The sequence below is a fragment of the uncultured Gemmiger sp. genome (assembly GCF_934561205.1).
Taxonomy (GTDB): Bacteria; Bacillota; Clostridia; order Oscillospirales; family Ruminococcaceae; genus Gemmiger.
The window spans coordinates 1-22,266 of sequence record NZ_CAKTFU010000015.1 but is presented as its reverse complement, the minus strand read 5'-3'; the positions used below and the strand labels follow the sequence as shown (position 1 = coordinate 22,266).

At 54.5% G+C, this 22,266-nt stretch carries 18 protein-coding genes; 9 read left to right on the top strand and 9 right to left on the bottom strand.

All coding sequences use genetic code 11. The features are described from left to right. Positions 1–7 precede the first annotated feature (7 nt). The 5 genes from Q0I19_RS09290 to Q0I19_RS09270 are packed head-to-tail and all read left to right on the top strand — an operon-like array spanning position 8 to position 5,766. Positions 8–970 (top strand): BadF/BadG/BcrA/BcrD ATPase family protein, encoded by a 963-nt coding sequence (locus tag Q0I19_RS09290; protein WP_294761078.1) that lies wholly within the window; start codon positions 8–10, stop codon positions 968–970. Continuing rightward, the gene (locus Q0I19_RS09285; protein ID WP_270462175.1) at positions 957–1,697 is read left to right on the top strand and encodes a sugar isomerase domain-containing protein; all 741 of its coding nucleotides are present in this window, start codon (positions 957–959) and stop codon (positions 1,695–1,697) included. Before Q0I19_RS09290 ends, Q0I19_RS09285 begins: the two co-directional genes overlap by 14 nt. Positions 1,698–1,711: 14 nt before the next feature. Further along, the gene (locus Q0I19_RS09280) at positions 1,712–3,724 is read left to right on the top strand and encodes a DUF6259 domain-containing protein (protein ID WP_294761082.1); all 2,013 of its coding nucleotides are present in this window, start codon (positions 1,712–1,714) and stop codon (positions 3,722–3,724) included. 60 nt (positions 3,725–3,784) lie between these two features. Next, a complete protein-coding gene (locus tag Q0I19_RS09275) occupies positions 3,785–4,522 on the top strand; it encodes an MBL fold metallo-hydrolase (protein ID WP_294761085.1) in 738 nt (245 codons plus the stop codon). Positions 4,523–4,533: 11 nt separating this feature from the next. After that, positions 4,534–5,766 (top strand): glycerate kinase, encoded by a 1,233-nt coding sequence (locus Q0I19_RS09270; RefSeq protein ID WP_294761087.1) that lies wholly within the window; start codon positions 4,534–4,536, stop codon positions 5,764–5,766. Between the two features lie 261 nt (positions 5,767–6,027). Here Q0I19_RS09270 and Q0I19_RS09265 read toward each other — a convergent pair whose 3' ends face one another. Together Q0I19_RS09265 and Q0I19_RS09260 are read right to left on the bottom strand one after the other, a co-directional pair. Beyond that, on the bottom strand, positions 6,028–6,267 hold the full coding sequence (locus tag Q0I19_RS09265) for a hypothetical protein (protein WP_294761091.1): 240 nt from the start codon (positions 6,265–6,267) through the stop codon (positions 6,028–6,030). Between the two features lie 238 nt (positions 6,268–6,505). Beyond that, entirely contained in the window at positions 6,506–7,315 is an 810-nt protein-coding gene (locus Q0I19_RS09260; RefSeq protein ID WP_294761092.1) for a LytTR family transcriptional regulator DNA-binding domain-containing protein, read from the bottom strand. A gap of 280 nt (positions 7,316–7,595) precedes the next feature. On the opposite strand from Q0I19_RS09260, the gene Q0I19_RS09255 reads away from it, so the two are divergent. Continuing rightward, a complete protein-coding gene (locus Q0I19_RS09255) occupies positions 7,596–10,208 on the top strand; it encodes a family 78 glycoside hydrolase catalytic domain (RefSeq protein ID WP_294761093.1) in 2,613 nt (870 codons plus the stop codon). Between the two features lie 77 nt (positions 10,209–10,285). Here the strand turns inward: Q0I19_RS09255 and Q0I19_RS09250 are convergent, their stop codons facing one another. Further along, the gene (locus Q0I19_RS09250; protein WP_294761095.1) at positions 10,286–10,723 is read right to left on the bottom strand and encodes a zinc ribbon domain-containing protein; all 438 of its coding nucleotides are present in this window, start codon (positions 10,721–10,723) and stop codon (positions 10,286–10,288) included. 88 nt (positions 10,724–10,811) lie between these two features. Between Q0I19_RS09250 and Q0I19_RS09245 the strand changes: the two genes are divergently transcribed. Next, complete coding sequence (locus Q0I19_RS09245) at positions 10,812–10,943, top strand: hypothetical protein (protein WP_294761096.1); 132 nt, start codon at positions 10,812–10,814, stop codon at positions 10,941–10,943. A gap of 113 nt (positions 10,944–11,056) precedes the next feature. Here Q0I19_RS09245 and Q0I19_RS09240 read toward each other — a convergent pair whose 3' ends face one another. The 6 genes from Q0I19_RS09240 to Q0I19_RS09215 all read right to left on the bottom strand — a co-directional run bounded on the left by Q0I19_RS09240 (position 11,057) and on the right by Q0I19_RS09215 (position 19,002). Next, positions 11,057–11,869: a type II CAAX endopeptidase family protein gene (locus tag Q0I19_RS09240; protein ID WP_114000749.1), complete on the bottom strand. Its 813-nt coding sequence runs from the start codon at positions 11,867–11,869 to the stop codon at positions 11,057–11,059. A gap of 432 nt (positions 11,870–12,301) precedes the next feature. Beyond that, complete coding sequence (locus Q0I19_RS09235) at positions 12,302–12,463, bottom strand: binding-protein-dependent transport permease (protein ID WP_294761099.1); 162 nt, start codon at positions 12,461–12,463, stop codon at positions 12,302–12,304. A 115-nt stretch (positions 12,464–12,578) separates the two neighbouring features. Further along, a complete protein-coding gene (locus tag Q0I19_RS09230; RefSeq protein WP_294761100.1) occupies positions 12,579–13,427 on the bottom strand; it encodes a TIM barrel protein in 849 nt (282 codons plus the stop codon). A 3-nt stretch (positions 13,428–13,430) separates the two neighbouring features. Next, entirely contained in the window at positions 13,431–15,242 is a 1,812-nt protein-coding gene (locus Q0I19_RS09225; protein WP_296023646.1) for a family 43 glycosylhydrolase, read from the bottom strand. Between the two features lie 4 nt (positions 15,243–15,246). Then, entirely contained in the window at positions 15,247–17,436 is a 2,190-nt protein-coding gene (locus Q0I19_RS09220; RefSeq protein WP_294761737.1) for a glycoside hydrolase family 2 TIM barrel-domain containing protein, read from the bottom strand. A 78-nt stretch (positions 17,437–17,514) separates the two neighbouring features. Continuing rightward, positions 17,515–19,002: an MFS transporter gene (locus Q0I19_RS09215; RefSeq protein ID WP_294761739.1), complete on the bottom strand. Its 1,488-nt coding sequence runs from the start codon at positions 19,000–19,002 to the stop codon at positions 17,515–17,517. Between the two features lie 234 nt (positions 19,003–19,236). On the opposite strand from Q0I19_RS09215, the gene Q0I19_RS09210 reads away from it, so the two are divergent. Both Q0I19_RS09210 and Q0I19_RS09205 read left to right on the top strand, forming a co-directional pair. Next, on the top strand, positions 19,237–20,538 hold the full coding sequence (locus Q0I19_RS09210) for a family 1 glycosylhydrolase (RefSeq protein ID WP_294761741.1): 1,302 nt from the start codon (positions 19,237–19,239) through the stop codon (positions 20,536–20,538). Between the two features lie 74 nt (positions 20,539–20,612). Continuing rightward, positions 20,613–21,812, top strand: a complete 1,200-nt coding sequence (locus tag Q0I19_RS09205; RefSeq protein ID WP_294761743.1) for a helix-turn-helix domain-containing protein — start codon at positions 20,613–20,615, stop codon at positions 21,810–21,812. Positions 21,813–22,266: the final 454 nt, after the last annotated feature.

Here is a 22,266-nt window from a genome sequence, read left to right as displayed (position 1 = left end):
AATGACCATGTATTTGGTGTGTGACGGCGGGGGAACCAAAACAGAATATATGCTCTTTGATCAGTCCGGACATATACATGGCTTCAGCAAGACCCAGGGAACCAATGCCATCTTTATAAACCCGGATGCCGCTGCAGATGCTGTATGCGGCGGCATCTCGGATTGCCTGCAACAGGCAGGTATCCGGGATACAGATCTGAATGAAATCTGTCTGTTCATTCCCGGCTTCAAAAATTCCGCCAATGCGGTGCGTGATCGTTTCCCGAAAACAAGGCTGATGGTATTAGGCGATGAGTATAACGCGTATTACGGAGCCTTGGGGGAACCGGGTGGCATTGCCGTTTTGTCCGGAACGGGTTCCTTTGCCGTATGCAGAGATAAAAAGGGAAGTTGGATATCCGTCGGCGGATGGGGACCACTCTTTGGCGACAAAGGCAGCGGTTACCATATGGGGCTGATGTGTCTGGACAGGATCACACAGCAATGGGATCGCGGCAGTACCAACACCTTGCTGCAAACGCTGGCACTGAAGCAGCTGCATATGGAGAGTATCCCGTCGTTAAGGCAGGGCGCATATAAACCGGACTTTACACGGGAAAAAATAGCAAAGCTGTCTTATACGGTGGCAGAAGCTGCCAAGGCAGGGGACATAGATGCGCTGAAAATTCTGGATGAGGCATCTGTATGTCTGGCAGACTTGGCGGCTGCCGTGGCAAGGCGTGTAGGAAACGATGAACTGCCGGTATCCTTACTTGGCGGAACCAGCCATATGGGCGACATTTTTACGAAACGCTTTGAGGCTGCCTTAAAAGAGAAACTGCCGCAATGCAGTTACAGGAAACCTATGTTTGAACCCATTGTCGGCGCGGCACTTTTTGTGATGTACGAGATTGTCGGCCGCATGGATTCGCGTGAAGACTTTTTGAAAAATATACAAGCTGAATGGGGGACAACCTATGTTAATGGATGAGTATTTTTCTGCCATGAAAAACGTGCTGACCAAGGCAGAAAACACCCAGCGGGAAACGATTCTTGCAGCTGCCGATGAAATTGCGAATCGCCTGGAAAAAGGCGGCGCATGGCATATTATGGACACCGGGCATATGTTGATGTTTGAGGCCGTCGGTCGAACCGGCGGTATGATGGCAATAAAGCCCATCAAGATCACCTGCGAAATCCAGAACCCGGTGCGGTATCGCCCTTCTCCGGCGCGCGGTATCATCGGATATGACAGCATTCCCGGATTTGCGGATTATGTGCTGGGCAGAGCCAATGTTCTGCCGGAAGATGTCATTATGATCGGTTCTGTATCGGGATACAACTACTTCCCGGTAGACCTTGCCATTAAGGCGAACGAGATGGGCTGTGCCACAATCGCTTTGACGTCTGTCGAATACTCCAGCCACCTGACAAGCAAGCACCCCAGCGGAAAGCGCCTATTTGAGGCTTGTACCTACTGTATTGATAACTGCACGAACTATGGTGATACGCTGGTCGATGTGCCTGCGTTGGGACAGAGTATCTGCCCGGCAAGCGGTATCAGCGCCAGCTATCTGATGTGGGCGCTGCAAAGCACAGTGGTGGAAAAGCTGCTGGCAAAGGGGCTGAAACCCAGTGTCTATATCTCCAACCATATGCCGAATGCTCCCAAAATCAACGGTGAGGCGCTGGAACGCTATAACGAATTTGGTTATTGATAAGGTATACTGCTATGGAATTGAGAACCGATAAAATCAGGGCTTGTTTCGACCGTAAGATCGGAAATTTCACGGAACTGTGGAATCTTTCTACCAATACCAACTATGTCCGCTGCGCGCCGCGCGACCCGCTGATCGAACTCTATGGCTTGAAGAACGGCGAACGGGTCAAACTGTCGGGGCATATTTCTGACGTGGCAGAAGCCCCTGACGTGCTGATCCTGAGCTATGATTCCTTCGGAGAATATGACGTTTCCGCAAAGGTGACCTGCCGTTGCGAGCAGGATCGTCTGGTGTTTTCTGCAGAAATCTGCAATTACAGCACAATCGATGTGACCGAGATTCTGATGCCGCACTTGGGCGGCATCTATCTGGGCAACGGGCAGAAAGATTATCTCATTTACCCGCACCACGCAGGTGACAAAACAGAAGATCCGGTATATAATTACGCTGAGAACCGTATGACTTTCTGGCGTGGCTGCAGCGTACCCTTTGAGGATATCTATCGCCGTGAGATCAATTACTGCGGCTTAGCCTCCATGAGCTGGATGTACTATTACAATAGTTGCGGTGGATTCTATATTGGCAGCCATGACCCCCGATTCCCGGTGACCGGCGTTATAGCAGAAACCAGCGGCGACAGAGAAAATCCTTGGATGGCATTTGCCTTCCGTAAATATTTCCGCATCAAGCAAGGGGAAACCTATCAGACCGGGGATTATGTTGTATGCCTTTCCGACAAGGATTGGCATTACGGCTCCAAGGTGTATCGGGAATACATCGCTCCCTATCTGGATTTTGACCATAACCCCGAGTATTTACAAAATGAATATGCCCTGAACCAGTGCTACAACTTTAAGCGTACCGGCAAGGTGGAGCATACCTTCAAAGACATCCCGGCTATGTTTGAGGCAGGCAAGGCATGGGGCGCAAGGCATATGTTTATTGCAAGCTGGAACCGCACGGGCTTTGACTCCTTTTATCCGGAGTATTATCCCGATATGGAACTCGGCAGCGCCATGGAATTCCGACGCGGGCTGGAATATGTCCGCAATCATGGCGGTATGTCCACGCTGTATATCAACGCGCGCATATTTGATTTGAAATCGGACTTCCATAAGCTGGTTGGCGAGAAGATGGCCATGCGGGACGAGAAGGGTGAGATGTACCGGGAAACCTATGGCCCGGAACATTTCACCGTAAACTGCCCCTCGGACGCCCTGTGGAGAGAGTATCTGCTGGACACGGCAGAATTCTGCGTAAAAGCGTATGGCTGCGACGGTATTTATCTGGATCAGCTTGCGTCGGCGGAGCCTTTCCCGTGCTATTGCAGCGAGCACACGCATGACAACATCGGGGAGTTCAACAACGGCTATGTATACGTGCTGAAAAACCTGCTGGAACGCCTGCGGGCCTATAATCCGAACGCCTACATCATGACCGAGAACTGCGGCGATATTTACGGCAGTTATACTTGGGGAAATCTGACTTGGAATGGCGCTGAGTACGATGAACACTATAATGTGTTCAAGTATACCTTCCCGGAGTTTACGCAGGTCAATATGGTAAATCCCAGAAGCTGGGCGGAAGAAAAAGACCGCCCCGAATGGTTCCGCAAGGACCTGCACAGAGCCATTACGCTGGGCAGCATTTTGTGGCTTGGCATCACCAGCCGCCTTCGCCCCGAGGACAGTGCATATCATGACTACGGAATGATGGCAACTGCCTTCCGAGGAAATCTTCAGCCCCTGCTGAAGCACGCCCAATATCTGGATGATTTGTGGCTGGAGAACGTTCCCAACCAGTGCTTTGCATCCTGCTGGGCGCTTGAAAACGGCGAGAAACTCGTGATTCTTGCCAATGACAGCGCAGCGGACGTGTCTTTCCGGATAAAGGACTTGCACGGCAGTATCGTTAAGGATACGAAATCTATGGATACGGCTATCCAGGATAGCTCAATTATCGGCACCGATCCGATTACCATCACTGTACCGCAGGGACAGCTGAGTTATTTCTTGTTGCAGTGAAATTTGCTGCCCCGATTGCGAAGAACAATCGGGGCAGCTTGTCTTTTTGGAGGAACCTGTATGAAACTGACGGTATTCGGTAACAATGCAACCTGCCCGGAGGCAGATGGTGCCTGTTCGTGCTATCTGCTGGAAACAAAGGGCAAACGAATCCTGCTGGATATGGGAAACGGCTCGGCAGCAAAGCTGCAAAAGCATCTGCCGCTTGCGCAGTTGGACGCGATCGTAATAAGTCATCTGCATTTTGATCATTTTGGAGATCTGTTCTGTGCCAAGTATGCGTTAGAAACAAAACGTGCCTACGGCGAAAATTTGCAGCCTATCCCGCTGTTTGTACCTGCCTTGCCGCAATGGGCAAGCGAGGAACTGTGCACGAACGATGTGTTCCAAATCCACACGATCAAGGATGGCGCAGCGTATGACTTCGATGAAGTGCATTTTGCGTTCTTTGAAGTAAAGCACCTGATCGAATCCTACGGGGTCAGGATCTCAGCGGAAGGAAAAACCTTTGCCTACAGCGGGGATACCGGTGTGTGCGATGGATTATACAAGGTTGCGTCCGGGGCGGATGCATTCCTGTGTGAATCCACCTTCTGCGCAGGGAAAACGGCAGAGGAAAGCCATCACCTGAGCGCGCATACAGCGGCGCAGACCGCCAAGGATGCGGGCGTCAAACAGTTGTTTATGACACATTATCATTCCGAGCAAGCTCAAGCGCTGCTGCGGGAGGCACGGCGGGTTTTCCCGGATGCCGTCCTTACGCAGATAGAAAGCACATACGCCGTAGGCGGGAAATGAGAACACAGCATATGAATTCATTACTTCATCAACATACGGAATCTATCGTTTCTGCGGCAATTCACGCGGTTTTGCCGGATGTCGCCGTAGTGCGTGCGCTGCAAGGATATCACTTCGGAACCGGAAAAATCGTTCTGGTTGCCGCGGGCAAAGCAGCGTGGCAGATGGCAAACGCGGCATCTGACTTCCTGGGGGATCGTATTGCGGATGGTGTTGTTGTCACAAAGTATGGGCATATAAAAGGACCGATTGCCCATATCCGCTGCTTTGAGGGTGGACACCCTGTCCCGGATGACGGCTCTTGCCGGGGTACGCAGGCGGCGCTTGACCTTGTGCAGGGGCTGACGCCGCAGGATACGGTGGTGTTTCTTCTGTCCGGCGGGGGAAGCGCCCTGCTGGAAAAGCCTATGATTGCTCTGGAGGAATTGCAGGATATCACACAGCAGTTACTGGGATGCGGCGCCGACATCGTGGAGATCAACACCATCCGCAAGCGGCTGTCCACCGTAAAGGGCGGGCGTTTTGCCATGGCGTGCGCCCCGGCACAGGTGCTGTGCGTTGTCCTGAGCGATGTCTTGGGCGACCCGCTGGATATGATTGCAAGTGGTCCGGCTTGTGCCGATTCGTCTACCTGCAAAGATGCGGAAAATGTGGTCAAAAAGTACGGCTTGCATCTGTCCGCCGATGCGCTGACTTGCCTTCGCAAAGAAACGCCCAAACAAATAGATAACGTAACAACGCGCATTACAGGAAGTGTTCGGGAGCTTTGCGCGGCGGCTGCCGATGCGGCGCATGCACTTGGTTATACGCCGATCCTTTTGACCGATCAGCTGGCTTGTCAGGCGCGGGAGGCAGGGCTGTTCCTTGCGGAAATCGCCCGAACACATCAGCACCCCGATAAACCCATGGCGTTTATAGCCGGCGGAGAAACGGTGGTCAAAATCATCGGAAACGGTAAGGGCGGGCGCAATCAGGAATTGGCGCTGGCGGCGGCACCCGGCATTTCGGGCTGCAATGCGGCGGTTTTTAGTGTGGGGTCAGACGGCACCGATGGACCGACAGATGCAGCAGGCGGCTATGTGGACGGCGACACGCTGGCAGCCTTGCGGGCGGCGCAAATCGACCCGGTGGAATCTCTCAACCAAAATGATTCCTACACAGCGCTGCAAGCGGTGGGCGGGCTGCTGTTTACCGGTCCGACAGGAACCAATGTAAATGATGTTGCGGTAGTGCTGGTTCGGTGAAAATCGGCAGCCGAAGCAGCCAAAACGGGTGATGAATCATGAAGTAGGGAGGGGTCTTAACCCCTCCTTGCCGCTGGTAGGGGCGGGGTACGCCCCGCCCGCGACCATAATTATAATGAATATAACGGGTAAACCGCACGGGACGCATATATGTGTCCCCTACAAACCCACCGAAGGTTCACAGTTGTCCCATTAGGTTTTTGACAAAACAACAGGCTCCGCCCGACACCGGGCGGAGCCTGTTTGTGTGGTTTGTGTGGTTTACGGGGTGGGGGTTACAACGCTGACTTCGAAGGTTACCGTGCTGGTGTAGCTGCCCGCGTAGGGGGCGTCATCCGGCTTGACAAAGGTCAGGGTAGAAGTCTTTGTAATATCGCCGTTTTGGGCGGTCAAGACCGTGCTGCCGTCAGTCAACGCAGTATCGCCGCTTTTGATTTTGTAGCCTACCGTTACATTGTTATCGCCGATCAGCGCGGCGGTAAAGGGACCGTTGACAGTCACCTTCAGCGTTTTGCCGGTGGGCAGGGTGACGTTTTCGGCAGAAATGGTTGCCGTGGCGTTTGCAGCGGCTCCTCGTCCAGCGCCCAGATGTTAAGGGGGCTTAACTGCAACAGCAACGCCACGCTTAGCACAGACGCAAGCGTTTGGGACGAATAGACATTGTTATATTTTGTAATGCGCTGCATATATAAAAAAGACCGCCTGTCGTTAAACGCAAACAGGCGGTTTTGCAGATAATTTAGCCACTTCGTCCCAAAGAAATTCCAAGATACATCATCATTGCTTTTTCGCTGTCCGCCAGCGTGTGCGCGGCAGAAAAATCCTGCACATTGAACAAAATACACCCGCAATGTCCGGCAAATGTGGGGAAGCAAGTGACCTTTAAGTAGGTGTCCACCTCCGGGCTGTAATCGAAAATTTCCAGCATTTCACCGTACAGAACAGCGCGCTCATAGCTGCGCAGCCACTTGGCGTCCATATTGGCGAACAGGCTGCCGAACGAATGGTCGATCAGACATTCCAGCGGCAATTTTTCCAGCTTTGCCAGCGCAGGGTTGGCGTAGCGGAAAATCCAGTCCACGGCGCGGCGCTCCTCGTCAAAGATCATTTCAATGTCGGTAAAGGCAAAGGGCATGGCGTCAAAGCTCTTGTAATATTCGTGGTATTCCTCGGCGTTGGCGGGCGCGGTGTCGTCCTGCAGGGTCATGATCAGCCGTTTCTGCTGGGTTTGCAGCTGCTCCAATATCCGCTTTTTCTGCCGCACCACATATTCCAGCTTCTCGCCGCTGTTTAGAACAACGGTATCCTCTACACTGTGGATGGCGCGCACTGCGACCAGGCAGCTGCGATGTACCTTAATAAAGTCATCACCCAAGTGCTGCTCCAGCTCCTCCATGGTGATGCGAGAGGTAAAGACCACGCCGTTCGTCAGATGCACTTCGGCGTAGTTGCGCTTCATTTGGATATAGCGGATCGTGTCAGCGTTGATGGTCAGCGGGTTATCGCGGTCTTTGCACCGCGGCGCAAAGGTAATGGTTTTTGCAGACATAAGCAAGCCTTCTTTCTGCGGGTTTGCTTTAAGTATACCACAGCAGGGAAACCACGGCAAGGAATATTGCGGATTTATGAGGGGGCGATATCAGAGCAGCAAAGCCAATGTCAGGGAGCATAAAAACATTTTTGAGAAAGGCGAGTCAGAGCAAAGCATAACCTGTCGGAAATCCCGACAAGTTTGCGAATAATTATCCCTGTTCCGTAATTTTTGGGTTCGCATCCTCGCGCGGTTTCTTTATAATATAGGTATTATGATATAAAGGAGTCCCTTGACGATGCGAGCAATACAATGTAAAACCAACCATCTGACCGAACCTGTCGGCATTGACGCAGGAGCGCTGTTTTTGTCGTGGCAGTGCGCGGACGGTGTGCGCCAGACTGCCTATGAAATTGAACTGACCGCGAACGGCGAAACGGTTTGGCACAGCGGCAAGGTGCAAAGCGCTGCCATGCACGCCGATGCCCCGGCTGTGGGCGGCTCCCGCGTGCGCGGGTGCTGGCGCGTGCGCCTGTGGGACGAAAACGACATCCCCGGCGTGTGGAGTGCGGCGCACTTTGAAACGGGCCTGGCGCAAAGCGACTGGCAGGGGGAATGGGTAGACCCCGAAACGGAGGAAATCGACATCCCCGGAGATGATGCCATCAACGCCTTTGCCCGCCCCAACTGGGAGAGCAAGCAGGCGGAGAAAGAAGCCGCAGGCAAGGGCGCAGCCGAGCCGTACAAGCCCCACCGCCCGGCATCGTACCTGCGCAAAACCTTTACGGCAGCCAAGGGCGCGGCACGGCTGTACATTACCGCCAAGGGGCTGTATGTGGCATGGCTGAACGGTGTGCGTGTCGGGGATATGGTTTTAGCCCCCGGCAGCTTTACCGGCAACAAGCACCTTGCGGCGCAAACCTACGATGTGACGCAGTATTTACGCGAAGGCGAAAATGAACTGCTGGTTGCCCTTGGTGACGGCTGGCACCGCAGCACGGGCGGCGTGGACGGTGACCGCGACTTGTTCGGTGATACGCTGGGCGTGCTGTTCCAGCTGGAGGTGGACGGCAAGCCGGTTTGCGTTTCTGACGGCACGATGCAGGCAACGCAGTGCGGGGCGATCCGCCAAAACGATATGCAGCAGGGCGAGGTCTACGATGCACGGCGCGAGGGCGAATTGACCGGCTGGCACGGCGTGCGCGCCTACCGCGACGATTTGCCCGTTCTTGGCATGAACACCGTGCCGATCTTGGAACACGAAGCCTTCCCCGGCAAGATGCTGCAAACGCCCAACGGCGAAACCGTGCTGGACTTTGGGCAGAACCTTGCCGGTTATGTGGAGATGACGCTGACCGCCCGCGCCGGGCAAAAGGTCAAGCTGACCTGCGGCGAAGCGCTGGACGAAAATGGCAACTTTACCCAAGAGAACTTCCAGGACCGCAACCGCCACAAGGAGGGCGGCACCGCCCAGATGCTGGAGCTTGTCTGCAAAGAGGGCGAGAACCACTTCAAGCCCCACTTTACGATCATGGGCTTCCGCTACGCCAAGGTCGAAACCGACGCCGACCTGACCGACGCCGTGTTTACCGCCCACGCCGTCTACTCTGACATGGCGGTGACGGGCACGTTTACCTGCGGAAATGACGCGGTGAACCGGCTTGTCAAGAACAGCATCTGGAGCCAGAAGGGCAACTTCTGCGATATCCCCACCGACTGCCCGACCCGCGAACGCGCCGGTTGGACAGGGGATATGGGTGTGTTTATCGAAACCGGCTTGACCCTGATGGACTGCTACCCCGTGGCGGAAAAATGGCTGGCGGAGTGCCGCCTGAACCAATACCCCGACGGACGTATGGCGAACATTGCCCCGCCGAACGCCCGCCCCGGCTATATGACCCCGATGCTGTGTATGTCGGCAGGGTGGGGCGATGCGGCGATTCTGGTGCCGTATGCGATGTACAAACGCACGGGTGACCGCAAAATTCTGGCGGACAACTACGAGATGATGCAGCGCTGGTACGGCTTTTTGCTGGGGCGTGCGCAGCAGACGACCGATGAGCAGCAGGGCGGCGATTACGCCAAGTTCACCGTGCTGAACGGTATGGATTACGGCGAATGGTGCGAGCCGGGCATCACCCCCATGCAGGCGATGATGAACCCGCGCAAGAGCGTCGGTACGGCGTATCTGGCATACTCCGGGCGCTTGCTGGCAGAAGTGGCTGAGGCACTGGGCAAGGCGGACGATGCCGCCAACTACCGCGGCACCGCTGCCAACGCGGTGAAAGCGTACCGCGCGGCGTTTACCGAGAACGGCGTGATCACGTCCGACCGCCAGTGCGAGTATGTCCGCGCTATTGCCTTTGCCCTGCTGGGTGAGAACGAAAGCAAAGCCGCCGCCGAAACGCTGAACCAAATGGTCATCGAGAACGGTTATCATTTGAACACGGGCTTTTTGTCCACGCCGTTTTTGTGCGATGTGCTGGCAAAATACGGCTATGCGGACACCGCGTACAAGCTGCTTTTGCAGCCAGATGCCCCCGGCTGGCTGTATGAGGTCGGCAAAGGTGCCACGACCGTTTGGGAAACCTGGACGGGCATTGACGAAAACGGCAAGCCCCATGAATCGCTGAACCATTACAGTTACGGCGCGATTTGCGGCTGGCTGTTCGGCGGCGTGTGCGGCATTCGGTACGCGGACGGCACACTGACGATTGCCCCTACGCCTGATAAATCGCTGGGCCGGGCAAAGGCTGCCTACGATTCCCCGGCCGGGCGCATCGTAAGCGGCTGGCAGTATGACGGCGATGCAGTGACTTATGAGTTTGAGATCCCCGCCAATTTGACCGCCGACGTCACCCTGCCCGACGGGCGCAAGCTGACCCTTGTCCCCGGAAAGCACACAATATAAGAAGAAAGCGCCTGACCCGCCGTAAACTCTACGGCAGGTCAGGCGCTGTTTTTGATAGACGGGAATTTCTTGGCTTTTTACTTCCAATGCTTTAGCGTAGGAACGAAAGACTCCATATATGCTCTGACCTGCTCGGCAGACCAATTCTCATTTGCCATGTGTTCTACACAAAAATCTATAAGCTGTTCTTTGCTCTCGTATGTGAATTTACCATCACTGTAACACCATTTACAGTAATCTTCATTAAATTCGCCATCGGGTTCTTTGCTAAGTGTTCCATCGTCAAGAGGCATTCCGCAACATTGGCAAATAAGCTGTCTTGGAGTTCCTAACAATGTATTGATGGATACGTCGAACAATTTTGAAAGCTGTTTTAAGGTTTCTGTATTTGGGATTGTCTCACCCGTTTCCCAACGAGAAACTGCCTGACGAGTTACAAATACCTTTTCAGCCAGTTCTTCCTGAGAAAGATTGTTTTTGTTTCTCAGACTGAGTATCACATCTTTTGTTTCCATTTATATCACCACCTTGACTTAATTATAATGATTCGTGGCGGAAAACACAAGCAACCGGCTGTTGCCTTAAATCCGCGAAAATTATACTTTGGTTTCAAAATTGCGGTATGGCGACGACGTGGTAACCTATGAGTTTGAGATCTCCGCCAACCTGACGGCAGACATCACCCTGCCCGACGGGCGCAAGCTGACCCTTGCCCCCGGAAAGCACACAGTATAAGAAAAAAGCGCCTGACCCGCCGTAAAGTTTACGGCAGGGCAGGCGCTGTTTTTGATAAACTGGAAATTGTCAAATTCTTTGTAATAGGGTAATCCTAATCTATAAATTACCATTTAGTCATTGCATTTTTTATAAAGAAAAACAGCTACGATCCATGCAAAAATAATAGTAAATATACCTGTTTCACTCACAAAAAACATTTTGTTATTAGCAACGGTTACTGTTCCAAAAATCAACTGGTCAAAAGTATTATGAGCTGCATGCAAAAAGATAGCAGGCCAAATACTTTTTGTTTTTATCGTTATTATTCCGTAAATCATTCCAACAGGTATAATCATAAAAAGAAAAGCCGGAACAGAATACCATGCGGGAGTTCCCGGCATATACAGACCTGATATAAGAATAGGCAAGTGCCATACACCCCAAAATATAGAAGTATATATTAGTGCCTTTTTTATTCCTACTCTTTCTAAGGTAGCTGGAACTAAATAACCTCTCCACCCAATTTCCTCACCGATAGCTGTAATCAAGCCTATGAAAATCCCAACAACAGACATAAGAACCAACTGAATGACGGATGCTTTACTCATATCTAAACTATTGGGAAAAGCAATCCAAAAAAGCACATATGGTATTCCTATGTAAACTGCCGGAATTAAACAAGATAATAGTATCCATTTAATTGATGTCTTCTGAAATCCAATACTCTGAAGTAATTTTTTGAATGATATTTTTCCGTTACTTTCTTTCTGCGATATACATCCTGCAATTATTGCCGCTATTGTGGGAACCCACATTAAAAAAACAGCTAACCCCATAGCTCTTAGTGCAATAACTATCGTTTCGAATATTGCACTAACTGAAATGACTATTACTAAAAAAAGTGTAACTGATTTATTCGTAAACATTTTTTTCTGTTCATCCATTACTTTTTCCTTCTTTCATAATTCCGATTTTCTGCCCTAAGTATATCACACAAAAAACCAATTTTCAACGCAGGAAAAACAAATCCCCTGTCCTTGCGGGCAGGGGATTGCAGACTGTCGAAAAACCTTCTTTGCCTTTATGCAGCATTTGCAACCTAACGGTTGGTTTGTAGGGAACGGTCTTGACCGTTCCGTACCGCCTTGCCAAAAGCACGGCGTAACGAGAAAACCGCGCGCCATTCGGCGCGATTTTATGCGCTGCGCGCGGCCAGATGTGCGGATGGGTCAAGACCCATCCCTACAAATCTTCCGTTAACAGGCTTTTCCTACAAGCTGAACCACTCGCCTAGTGAGTGGTTTTCGGGATACAATAAGCCCCGCCGTAAATTCTACGGCAGGGCAGGCGCTGTTTTATGATAGACGGGAATTGATTTACTTCTTCTTGTCATTGAAGTAGATGATAAATGCACCCATCACTGCAATAGCAATGAGCAGTCCAAACTCAACCCAATTTCCTAAAAATTCAAGTCCTACGACCATACCTAAGTAACCAACAATCAATGTAACGATTGCTGCAAAAATCGCCTTACCCATAGAAACACACTCCCTTATCAAATTCCAATTTTCTGCCCTAAGTATATCATACATAAAACCAAATTTCAACGCAGGAAAAATAAATCCCCTGTCCTTGCGGGCAGGGGATTGAAGTTTAGCAATGCTGTTTGAGATATTCGGCGCTGACCTGCAAACTCTTTAGGGGAGAGTTATCCACCCAGTTGCGGTGGCTTTCCAGAATCACGGCATCCACGCCGACGGAAAGCGCCTGTGCCATCAGGCTGTCGAGGTCCATATTGCCGGTGCCCAGCTCCATGCTGTCGGTTTTCAAAATCGGCGTCACGGCGCTGCCCGTAAGGCGGGTGCCGCGGTCGTTGATGTGCCACAGCTTCATGCGGGTGCCCAGACGCTGCATCCACGCAAGGGCGTTCGCGCCGCCCTCGGTAAACCAGTAGCTGTCAAACTCAAAGTTGACGTACTGCGGGTCGGTTTCCTCCAGCAAAATGTCGTAGGAACGCTTTTCGGCGTTCACATGGCGCAGCTCGCAGTTGTGGTTGTGGTAGAGCAGCTCCACGCCCTCAGCCTTCAGCGCCGCGCCCGCCTTGTTCAGCCGTGCGGCAAGGTCGTGCATGGTGGCTTCATCGCCGTAATCAAAGCGGTACATTCCGGTAATAACGACATACTTGGTGCCAAAGCTTTTGGCTTCGTCCGCCACCGCCTTGGCATCGCGCTCTAAGCTGCCCAAATCGGTGTGCAGGCTGACGACCTGCAGGTCGGCGTCCTTGACCAGCTTGTGCCAGTCAAGGTTGCCGCCCTTGCCCACGGGCATCCCCGCCGCCTTGGTCAGCAGCCGCACCATAAAGCCAATGGGGTGGATCATAAACCCGCACAGCTCAATGCCGTCATAGCCGGCGGCTTTCATGGCGGCCAGCGTCCGGCGTGCCTCGTTTTCGTTGCTTAAAACGGTTCCCAGCATAAACTGCTGGACTGCTTTTGTGGGCATGGTTCAGCCCTCCATCTTGATGATTTTTCCCGTTGTGATGCCGTTTTCGTTGAAGCTGTCCACACAGACGTAATATTCCTGCCCGGTCATCAGGGTGGACAGCGTCACTTCGTCGGCATCGTAGACGAGCCAGCTCTGGTAGAGCTTATCCGGGGCAATGCCGTAACGCACGTTGCAGCCCTGCGCGTTTTCAATATGCTGCCAGCTGATTTTGCCGTCCAGCGCATCCACGCGCACGGCTTTGGCGTCGGCTTGGGCGGGGCGGTCGCCCTCGCCGTTGCCGAACACACGCAGCCCGCTGATGCGCAGGGTCTGACCGTAGGGCAGCTCGCCGCCCGTCACGCGGATATACCGCGCGCGGATGCCGTCGGCATATTCATAATAGCCGTTGGAGCATTCGCGGGCGACATCCTCGCGCAGAGTCCACGACTTGCCGTCCAAGCTGGTTTCGACGGTGTAATGCGAAATCTGCGGGCGAGTTTCGATGTGGCGGGTCTTGCGGTCATCGCCGTAGCTGTCCGCAGGGAAGTCCACCACCAGCGCTTCGTCCGCCAGATTGACCTGAACCGCGCGCACATCGCAGTCCCTGCCCAAATCCACGCAGAGCCACTCGCCGGGGGCGCTGTTGCCGGCACTCCACCAGCGGCGGCAGTCCTCGTCCACGGCGTTGGCCGGGGCGCTGCCCTCGGCGGTGGAGGATGCGGTGACAGCCTTGCGGTAGCTCAACAGCATCCACTCGGGGGCTTGCGCGGCGGCATCGAATTTGCCAGCCGGAATCTCGTGCGGGTAGTCGGCAAAATTCTGGTTGCAGTACAGCACGCCGTCCGCATCAAACCCCGCGGGGAACAGCCCCACGCGGCGCTCAAAGTCGTAGTTGACCGAAATGCGCATCGTGGATGCGTGCCAGTAGTTGCCGTACTTGTCGGCAATGGTGCTGCCGTGTCCCGCACCGGTCATAAACCCGCCCGGCTTGGAGGAAAACGGGTTGGAGTTTTGCAGGGTGAACGGTCCCAGCGGGGACTTGGACGTGTAAACGCCGTCGGCGTAGGTGTTGTACTGGGTGCCGGGGCAGGCATACTGCAAATAGTACGTTCCGTCGTGCTTTGTCATAAACGCGCCCTCAATGTAGGGCTTGCCGACGGCGTGGAACATAGCGGTCAGAGCCTCGGCGTTCAGCCCCGGTATCTGCGCCATCTGGGGCGGCAGCTCCAGCTTGCCGGTTGCCTCGTTATAGAACGGCTTCATGGATTTGTAAAGCACGCTGGACTCTTTATCCACAATGCCGTTGTTGCCGGGGCGCTCATAGCCCAGTTCGTTTTCACGACCGAAAATCAGTTCTTTCTTTTCCCCGATGGGCGTCATGGTTTCGGGGTCAAGCTCCACGCCCCAGATGGGCGAGGTGTTGGAGCAGCCCCAGTAAAAATACACACGCCCGTCATCGTCACAGAACATATCCGGGTCCCAAAAGGCGAACGGCGCGCTGACCTCGGTAAACGGCTCGGTCAGCGGGTCAGCCGTGCGCAAAATCGGGCAGTTGCGCCCCTTGCGGCTGGCAGAAAAATACAGGGAGTCGCCGACTTGGCGCACATCGGGCGCGTAGTCGTAAATCAGCAGATCGGGGTCGGCGTGGAAATCCCAGTGCAGCAGATCGTCCGAATACCAGAACCCCGCCGACATTGAAATGAACAGATAGTATTTGTTTTTGAAATACACCAGTGTCGGGTCGGCGCCCTCGCGGAAACCTGCGATGCGCTCACCCTCCTTCATATGCTGGTAGCGGTAGCTTAAATCCAAGGGGTTGCAGTAGGTTTTCATCGTGTTACACATCCTTTTTGATGCCCTGCAAAACGCGGTTCAGCTGTTTGATGCTTTCGGCGTCCGCGCCCGCCTGCTTGAGCATACCCTCCACGGTCATACGCTGCATGGCGCGCTCCATCATGGCAACCAGCGCGGGGTTGTCCTTGACGGCGGCGGCGACATCACCGCGGGCGGCTGCCGCCTTGTCGGTGATGGCCTTCAGAACAGGTCCCACCTTGGCGTCCGCCATGGCAGCTGCCATATTGTCTTTGACGCTCCAGCAGGTTTCGTCCAATTCACCGTCAAACCAGTTGTTTACGACCTGACGGTTGGACATGGCGTAGGCGGGGTTCGGCTCGGCAACCTTGTTGACCAGAATCACGCTGGAATACGCCCCCGCGCGCGCCTCGATGCTGTGCTTGCCGGAGATGGGTACGTTAAAAACAAACACCTTATCGCCCTTTTTGCTTTCGACCAGATGCCCGTCCTTGTACAGCGCAACCTCCGGCTGGTTGGAGTAGACCTTGATTTCGGTCACGTCCTCGGTGCGGTCCACATAGCGGCTGCCGCAGGTATGCACAAAGGGCTGCTTACTCCAGTAGGCTTTGTACAGGTAGAAAGCGTCCTTCTTGATCTGGCGGTCAAAGGTGACAAGACCCTTCTGGTTCTCGCCGTTTTTGCCGCCCTCGTCGCGCCCGTCGGCGGCAAAGTCGAACATATTCCAGACGTGGGTCGCCCACAGCCACGGACGGTCGGCAATCATTTTCGCCATATGCTCGTGGTAGACGCACTGGTAGGTTTCGGTGTAGTCGCCCTTTTCGGGGTGGGCGCTCTGGTAGGCGGGGTTTGCGTCCGCGCCGTACTCCGAAAAACCGATGCAGCGGTCGGGGTATTTGGCGTGGTAGGTGTCAAAAAAGTCGTCGTTCTGGTCAAGCTCGCCCAAGTACCAGCCAAAGTACAGGTTGTAGCTGTTCACATCGGGGATTTCCAGAATCGGGCTGGTGATCTCCAGCATAAAGACGTTCGCCATCGTGGTCGGGCGGGTCGGGTCGAGCTTGTGCGCCAAATCGTTGAGGGCGCGGTGGTTTTCCAGCAGCTCCTCATTGACAGCCGACGCGGCGGTAATTTCGTTGGATAGCCCCCAAACGGCAATGCAGGGGTGGTTGTAGTTCTGCACGATGAGTTCTTCCATCTGGGACAGCGTGTTGGCGCGCCCGTTGTGCATATGCATTGTGATATAGGGAATTTCCGCCCAAATGACAAGACCCTTTTCGTCGCACAGGTCATAGAACGCCTGCACGTGCTGGTAGTGGGCCAGGCGAATGGTGTTGGCGCCCATTTCCAGAATCAGCGCCATATCTTCTTCCATCATCTCGCGGGTGATGGCAACGCCCGCGCCCTTGCGGTCCTGATGGCGGGAAACACCGCGCAGGGGATATTCGCGTCCGTTCAAAATAAAGCCCTTCTGCGGGTCGATTTCAAACTTGCGGCAGCCGAAACGCGCCGATGCCTGCTCGCCGTTGTCCAGCTGCGCGGTCACGGTGTACAGATACGGGTCGTCCACGCCGTCCCACAGGTGGGCGTGTTCCAGCGTGAACACCGCCTTGGCGGTGCCGTTATGCACGGTGGCGCAGGTTTCCTGCCCGTCCAGCGCAAAGCGCACGGTCTTTGCGCCCACGACAAACGCCTCCACGGTCACCTCACAGCGATGCGCGGCAAGGTCGGTCACAACGGGCGTGACCTTGACGGGTACCGCGCCGTTTTCGGCAAGGGCAAAGTGAACAGCGGGTAGAATATGCAGCGTAACATCGCGGTAAATGCCGCCGTAGAAGGTAAAGTCAGCCTTTTGCGGGTAGACGGTGTCGTTGTCGCTGTTGTCCACATTCACGCGCAGCAGGTTGCTGCCGTTGCGCAGCGCATCGGTAATGTCCACGCAAAATGCAGAATAGCCGCCCTTATGCTCGGTCAGTTTTTGCTCGTTCAGATAGACCTCGGCGGTCATGGCAACGGCGTCAAACTGCAAAACGGCGCGCCCGTTCTCCGGCAAGGTTATGTCAGGCAGCACGGTGGTGTAGCTGCAGGTGCCGCGGTAGTAGTCATTGCCGCCGTCCTGCCCGTCAATGGCGTTCCAGGTGTGGGGCAGGGTGACGGGTTCGTCGTGTCCTTCCTTGGAGAAAATCCAGTTCCGGTTCAAAAGAATGGTCTTGCTCATAAAATGACTCCTTATGTATGGTTTTAACTTCAAAGAGCCGAAAGGGCTGCAAACCCTTTCGGCTTTTGTGGGATGGGCTTACTGAAGCTGTTCTTTATAGAGTTCGGACTGCGCGGCAGCCTTTTTCTCGGCAATGCGCTTTTGGACGTTGACCATTTCCTCCTTGGTCAGCGGGCATTCGCGCATGGCAATCAGCGTGATGACCCAGCCGATGAGGGGCAGACCGAATTTCAGGGACATCGTCATCCAGAAAATCCCGCTCGTGCAGGGGTCGGTGGGCTGGGGCATCGTGGTGGTGTAGCCCAGCAGCGCCACGGCGCCGGTTGCGATGACAGCGGCAAAGGAGGTGATGAGCTTATCCACCAAGCTGTAGGTGCCGGAAACAACGGCGGGAATGTAACGTCCGCTGCGATCCAGCTCATAGTCGATGGCGTCCGCCATGTAAGAGGTGTTGGAGGTGGTGATGCACATATTGGAGCCGTTCTGCAGAAGGGACAGCACCACATAGAGGATCATGGACGGGCTGCCCATAACGCCGATCTGCGTGGGGTCGCCAAAAATAAAGAACAGAACCAGCGCGGCGGTGATGGTCATGCTGACATAGGTCCAGGTGACGATGCCGTTTTTGCTGCCGTGCTTGCCGACATACTTGGCACCGAACGCCGCAAAGAAGATGGAGGGAACCATGCTTATGACGGTCAGAATGGTGGCAAGACCCATATTGCCGATCAAAATACCATTGAACAGCGTGCCGATGATGGCCTGGCTGGCAACCTGCTGCGCCAGCTTATCAGAAGCGTTGGAGGCAATGTAGCACTGCAGGGGCTTGTTGTGCTTGAGAACCTCGACGATGTCGGACATTTTCAGCGGTTCGGACTTTTTGGTGCCGACAAAGGTTTCCGGCTTATCGTAGGCAGAAACGCCCAGGCAGACCAGAATGGTGCCGATACCCGCGGCGATCAGGGTCATATTGCAGGCAGCGGTCAGGAACGCCTGGTTGTAGGTGCCGCCGCATTTGGGCAGCAGCACGACGTTGAAGATCATCGACATGGCCATCGGCACCAGATAGTTGAAGGCGGTCGTCCAGACGCCGATGGTGGGGCGCTGGCGCGGGTCGTTGGTCATGATGGCGGGGATGGTCTGTGCGGTCATATTGGTGATGGTATAGCCGATGATGTAAACGATGTACAGCAGGGCGAACACCGGCAGACCCAGACCCTTGGACGAAAAGCCGGTGAACATTCCGTACAGGGCAAGTGCTTCGATCAGGTACCCGGCAACCAGCAGGACGCGCAGCTTGCCGAACTTGGTGTTGACGCGGTCATACACAAAGGCAAGCAGGGGGTCGGTGATGCCGTCCAGAATACGGGAGCAGGTCAGGATAATGCCGACGGCGGCGGTCGTGATGCCGTAGCCGATGCTGGCAGAGTAGCTTGCCATACCGATGAGGGAGTAGACACTCATACCGACAAGACCGTTGCAGGCGTAGCAGATGATCTGCCACAATTTGGCGCGGCGATATTGCACGCCGTCAACTTCAGAAGCAGTGGGTTTCTTTTTGAACATTTTGTTTTTCCTCCTCAGATTCCGCAAGGGGTATCTCTTACTGACACCACTATACCAGACCCGACCGCACAAAGCGGGGCAAAAATCCAAACAACAGGGCAAAAATTCACGCAAAATTTACAGCATCACAAAATATAATCCCAAAACACGAAATTTTGTACATACAGTCGGCGCGGTCTGTGCTATGATACAAACAGAAACAAACCCGCAAGCATTTAATAAAGGAGAAAGACCATGCAGAAATTTGAAAAAGGCTTTTTTGTGGGTGCTGCCACCGCCGCCCATCAGGTCGAGGGCAACAACATCCATTCCGACTACTGGGCGCAGGAGCAGCTGCCGCATACGAGCTTTGCCGAACCCAGCGGCATTGCCTGCGACCACTACAATCGGTATGAAGAAGATATCAAATTGCTGGCGGACGCCGGGTTGAACGCCTACCGCTTTTCCATCGAGTGGGCGCGCATCGAGCCAGAGAAGGGCAAGTTTGACCCCGCCGAAATCGAGCATTACCGCAAGGTCATTGCCTGCTGCAAGGCGCACGGGGTGGAACCCGTTGTGACGCTGCTGCACTTCACCAGCCCCAAATGGCTGATCGCCAAGGGCGGCTGGGAAGCGGAATCCACCGTGGACGACTTCAAGCGCTATGCTCGCTATGTTATGCAGCAGCTGGGCAGCGAGCTGCAATACGTCTGCACCATCAACGAGGCGAATATGGGCTTGCAGCTGGCGGCCATCTCCAAACGGTTCCGCTTAATGGCGGAGCAAGCCGCCAAGGCTGCCGCCAACGCGGGCAAATCCGCCGAGGGCAGCGTGCAGGTGGGTATGAACTTCCAGAAGATGATGGAAAACATGAAGTACGCCGCCGCCGAAAACGCCGCTGTGTTCGGCACGCCGCAGCCGAAAATCTTTGTCAGTGAGCGCACGCCCGAGGGTGACCTGCTGGTTCTGCGCGCCCACGCTGCCGCGCGGGAAGTCATCAAGGAGATCTGCCCGCAAGTCAAAGTCGGGCTGACGCTCTCCCTGCACGATTTGCAAGCCCAGCCGGGCGGCGAAGCCTTTGCCGACGCCGCGTGGGAGGAAGAATTCACCCATTACCTACCTTATATAAAGGAGGACGATTTCCTCGGCGTGCAGAACTACACCCGCACGCTGTACGGCGCGCAGGGTCAGCTGCCCGCCCCGCAGGGCGTGGAGCTGACCCAGATGGACTACGAATTTTACCCGCAGGCGCTGGAAAACGTCATCCGCAAGGTGGCGGCCGACTTTAAGGGCGACCTCATTGTCACCGAAAACGGCATTGCCACCGCCGATGATACCCGCCGCGTGGCGTTTATCGAAGCCGCGCTGTCTGGTGTGCAAAACTGCATCGCCGACGGCATCCCCGTGAAGGGCTACTTCCATTGGAGCCTGATGGATAACTTTGAGTGGCAGAAGGGCTATGCCATGAACTTTGGCTTGGTTGCTGTTGACCGCGAAACGATGCAGCGCACCGCCAAGCCCAGCCTTGCCGTGCTGGGCAGCTACGCCAACGCATAAATAAATATATACCAGGGGCTGTCTGTACGGCAGCCCCTTTTTGTGGTATGCTGTTAAAAAACGGAGGTGGCGAGATGGACGTTTTTCAAAATATGACGCTGTTTTCGGAGATGATCCGTTGCGGCGGTGATATTTATACATGGTGCTATGACGCGGACGGCAAGCTGCTGCAAAGCAACTGCCCGGACGCAGGGTTTCTTTCCGGCGCGTTTGATTTATTCGGCTGCCGGCAAAAAATGCTGGACTACGGCAGGCAGCACACAAAGCCCGTCACGCTGGGCACAGCCTTGGGCATGACGTGGGCGGCAGCCTTTGAAAAGGACGGCGGCACGTTAAAACGTGCGTGGGTCATCGGCCCTGTGTTTTATCAGGATGTATCCTTGCGCGGCATTGAAAAAGGGCTGCAATACTACAGCCGTCTGGAGGTCAGCGTCGCGTGGACGATGCAGCTGTACGAGGTGCTGAAAACCGTCCCCGTGCTGCAATGCACCATTTTGCATCGCTATACCCTGATGCTGCACTACTGCCTGTGCGGTGAGCATCTTACGCTGAGCGATATCAACAGCGACGTGCCGGCAAAGCCTGCCGATGCCCCGCAAAACCCCGCGCATGACCGCCACAAGGTCTGGATGGCAGAGCAGGGACTTTTGCAGATGGTGCGCACAGGGGACTTGAACTACAAGCAGGCGCTTTCCGCCAGTATGGGCATCAGTGCGGGCGTGCCTGTGCGCAGCGATGACGCCTTGCGCCAAAGCAAGACGAGCATTATCGTGTTTACCTCGCTGGTGTGCCGCGCCGCCATTGAGGGCGGGCTTTCGCCCGAGGAAGCCTACGCGTTGGGGGACAGCTATATACAATCCGCCGAGAATGCCAAGACGCTGGACGACTTGGAACCGCTGGGGCTGATGATGTACGATGATTTTGTGCGCCGCGTGCATAAATGCCGCACCAACCCCAACCTCAGCCAGCAGGTGCAAAAGTGTGTGGATTACATCGAAATGCACTTGGAAGAAAAAATCCGCGCCGCCGACCTGGCGGCACTGGTGGGCTATACCGAATACTACCTGACCCATAAATTTAAGGAAGAAACGGGGCTTTCGGTCAACGACTACGCCAAATTTGCCAAGATCGAGCGCGCCAAGGTTTTGTTAAAAAGTACCGACCGCCCCGTACAGGATATTGCCTTGGGGCTGGGCTTCGCCACGCGCAATTATTTCAGCCGCGTTTTTCAGGAAGTGACCGGGCAGACCCCCATGGAATACCGCGAGGGGTAACGCGGTTTTACGGTTGCAACAACATAACGGGTTAGTCCGTAGGGGCGGCATATATGCCGCCCGCAGGTTGTCGATAAACCTAACGGGATGATTGCGACCTTTCGGCTGGTTTGTAGGGAACGGTCTTGACCGTTCCGTGCTGCCTCGCCAAAAGCACGACGTAACGAGAAAACCGCGCGCCATTCGGCGCGATTTTATGCGCTGCGCGCGGCCATATGTGCGGATGGGTCAAGACCCATCCCTACAAATCTTCCGGCAAGTAACTTTTTCTACAAGCTGCGGGACGCATATATGCGTCCCCTACAAACCTGCCGAAAATACCATATTGTCACGGAATATTGCAACAACATAACGGGTTAATCCGTAGGGGCGAGCATTGTGTATAGAGTAGTAACATAGGTAACAGGTAGAGAAGAGACATAGGTAACAGTTTTTGCTAGAATAAAGACATCCG

What these genes read in the sequence shown, in the direction of transcription:
- Q0I19_RS09215 (WP_294761739.1), bottom strand. Translation starts at nt 19,002, where the DNA reads ATGTTCAAAAAGAAACCCACTGCTTCTGAAGTTGACGGCGTGCAATAT.
- Q0I19_RS09250 (WP_294761095.1), bottom strand. Translation starts at nt 10,723, where the DNA reads ATGGAAACAAAAGATGTGATACTCAGTCTGAGAAACAAAAACAATCTT.
- Q0I19_RS09240 (WP_114000749.1), bottom strand. Translation starts at nt 11,869, where the DNA reads ATGGATGAACAGAAAAAAATGTTTACGAATAAATCAGTTACACTTTTT.
- Q0I19_RS09255 (WP_294761093.1), top strand. Translation starts at nt 7,596, where the DNA reads ATGCGAGCAATACAATGTAAAACCAACCATCTGACCGAACCTGTCGGC.
- Q0I19_RS09270 (WP_294761087.1), top strand. Translation starts at nt 4,534, where the DNA reads ATGAATTCATTACTTCATCAACATACGGAATCTATCGTTTCTGCGGCA.
- Q0I19_RS09230 (WP_294761100.1), bottom strand. Translation starts at nt 13,427, where the DNA reads ATGCCCACAAAAGCAGTCCAGCAGTTTATGCTGGGAACCGTTTTAAGC.
- Q0I19_RS09275 (WP_294761085.1), top strand. Translation starts at nt 3,785, where the DNA reads ATGAAACTGACGGTATTCGGTAACAATGCAACCTGCCCGGAGGCAGAT.
- Q0I19_RS09205 (WP_294761743.1), top strand. Translation starts at nt 20,613, where the DNA reads ATGGACGTTTTTCAAAATATGACGCTGTTTTCGGAGATGATCCGTTGC.
- Q0I19_RS09210 (WP_294761741.1), top strand. Translation starts at nt 19,237, where the DNA reads ATGCAGAAATTTGAAAAAGGCTTTTTTGTGGGTGCTGCCACCGCCGCC.
- Q0I19_RS09290 (WP_294761078.1), top strand. Translation starts at nt 8, where the DNA reads ATGTATTTGGTGTGTGACGGCGGGGGAACCAAAACAGAATATATGCTC.
- Q0I19_RS09235 (WP_294761099.1), bottom strand. Translation starts at nt 12,463, where the DNA reads ATGGGTAAGGCGATTTTTGCAGCAATCGTTACATTGATTGTTGGTTAC.
- Q0I19_RS09260 (WP_294761092.1), bottom strand. Translation starts at nt 7,315, where the DNA reads ATGTCTGCAAAAACCATTACCTTTGCGCCGCGGTGCAAAGACCGCGAT.
- Q0I19_RS09285 (WP_270462175.1), top strand. Translation starts at nt 957, where the DNA reads ATGTTAATGGATGAGTATTTTTCTGCCATGAAAAACGTGCTGACCAAG.
- Q0I19_RS09220 (WP_294761737.1), bottom strand. Translation starts at nt 17,436, where the DNA reads ATGAGCAAGACCATTCTTTTGAACCGGAACTGGATTTTCTCCAAGGAA.
- Q0I19_RS09225 (WP_296023646.1), bottom strand. Translation starts at nt 15,242, where the DNA reads ATGAAAACCTACTGCAACCCCTTGGATTTAAGCTACCGCTACCAGCAT.
- Q0I19_RS09280 (WP_294761082.1), top strand. Translation starts at nt 1,712, where the DNA reads ATGGAATTGAGAACCGATAAAATCAGGGCTTGTTTCGACCGTAAGATC.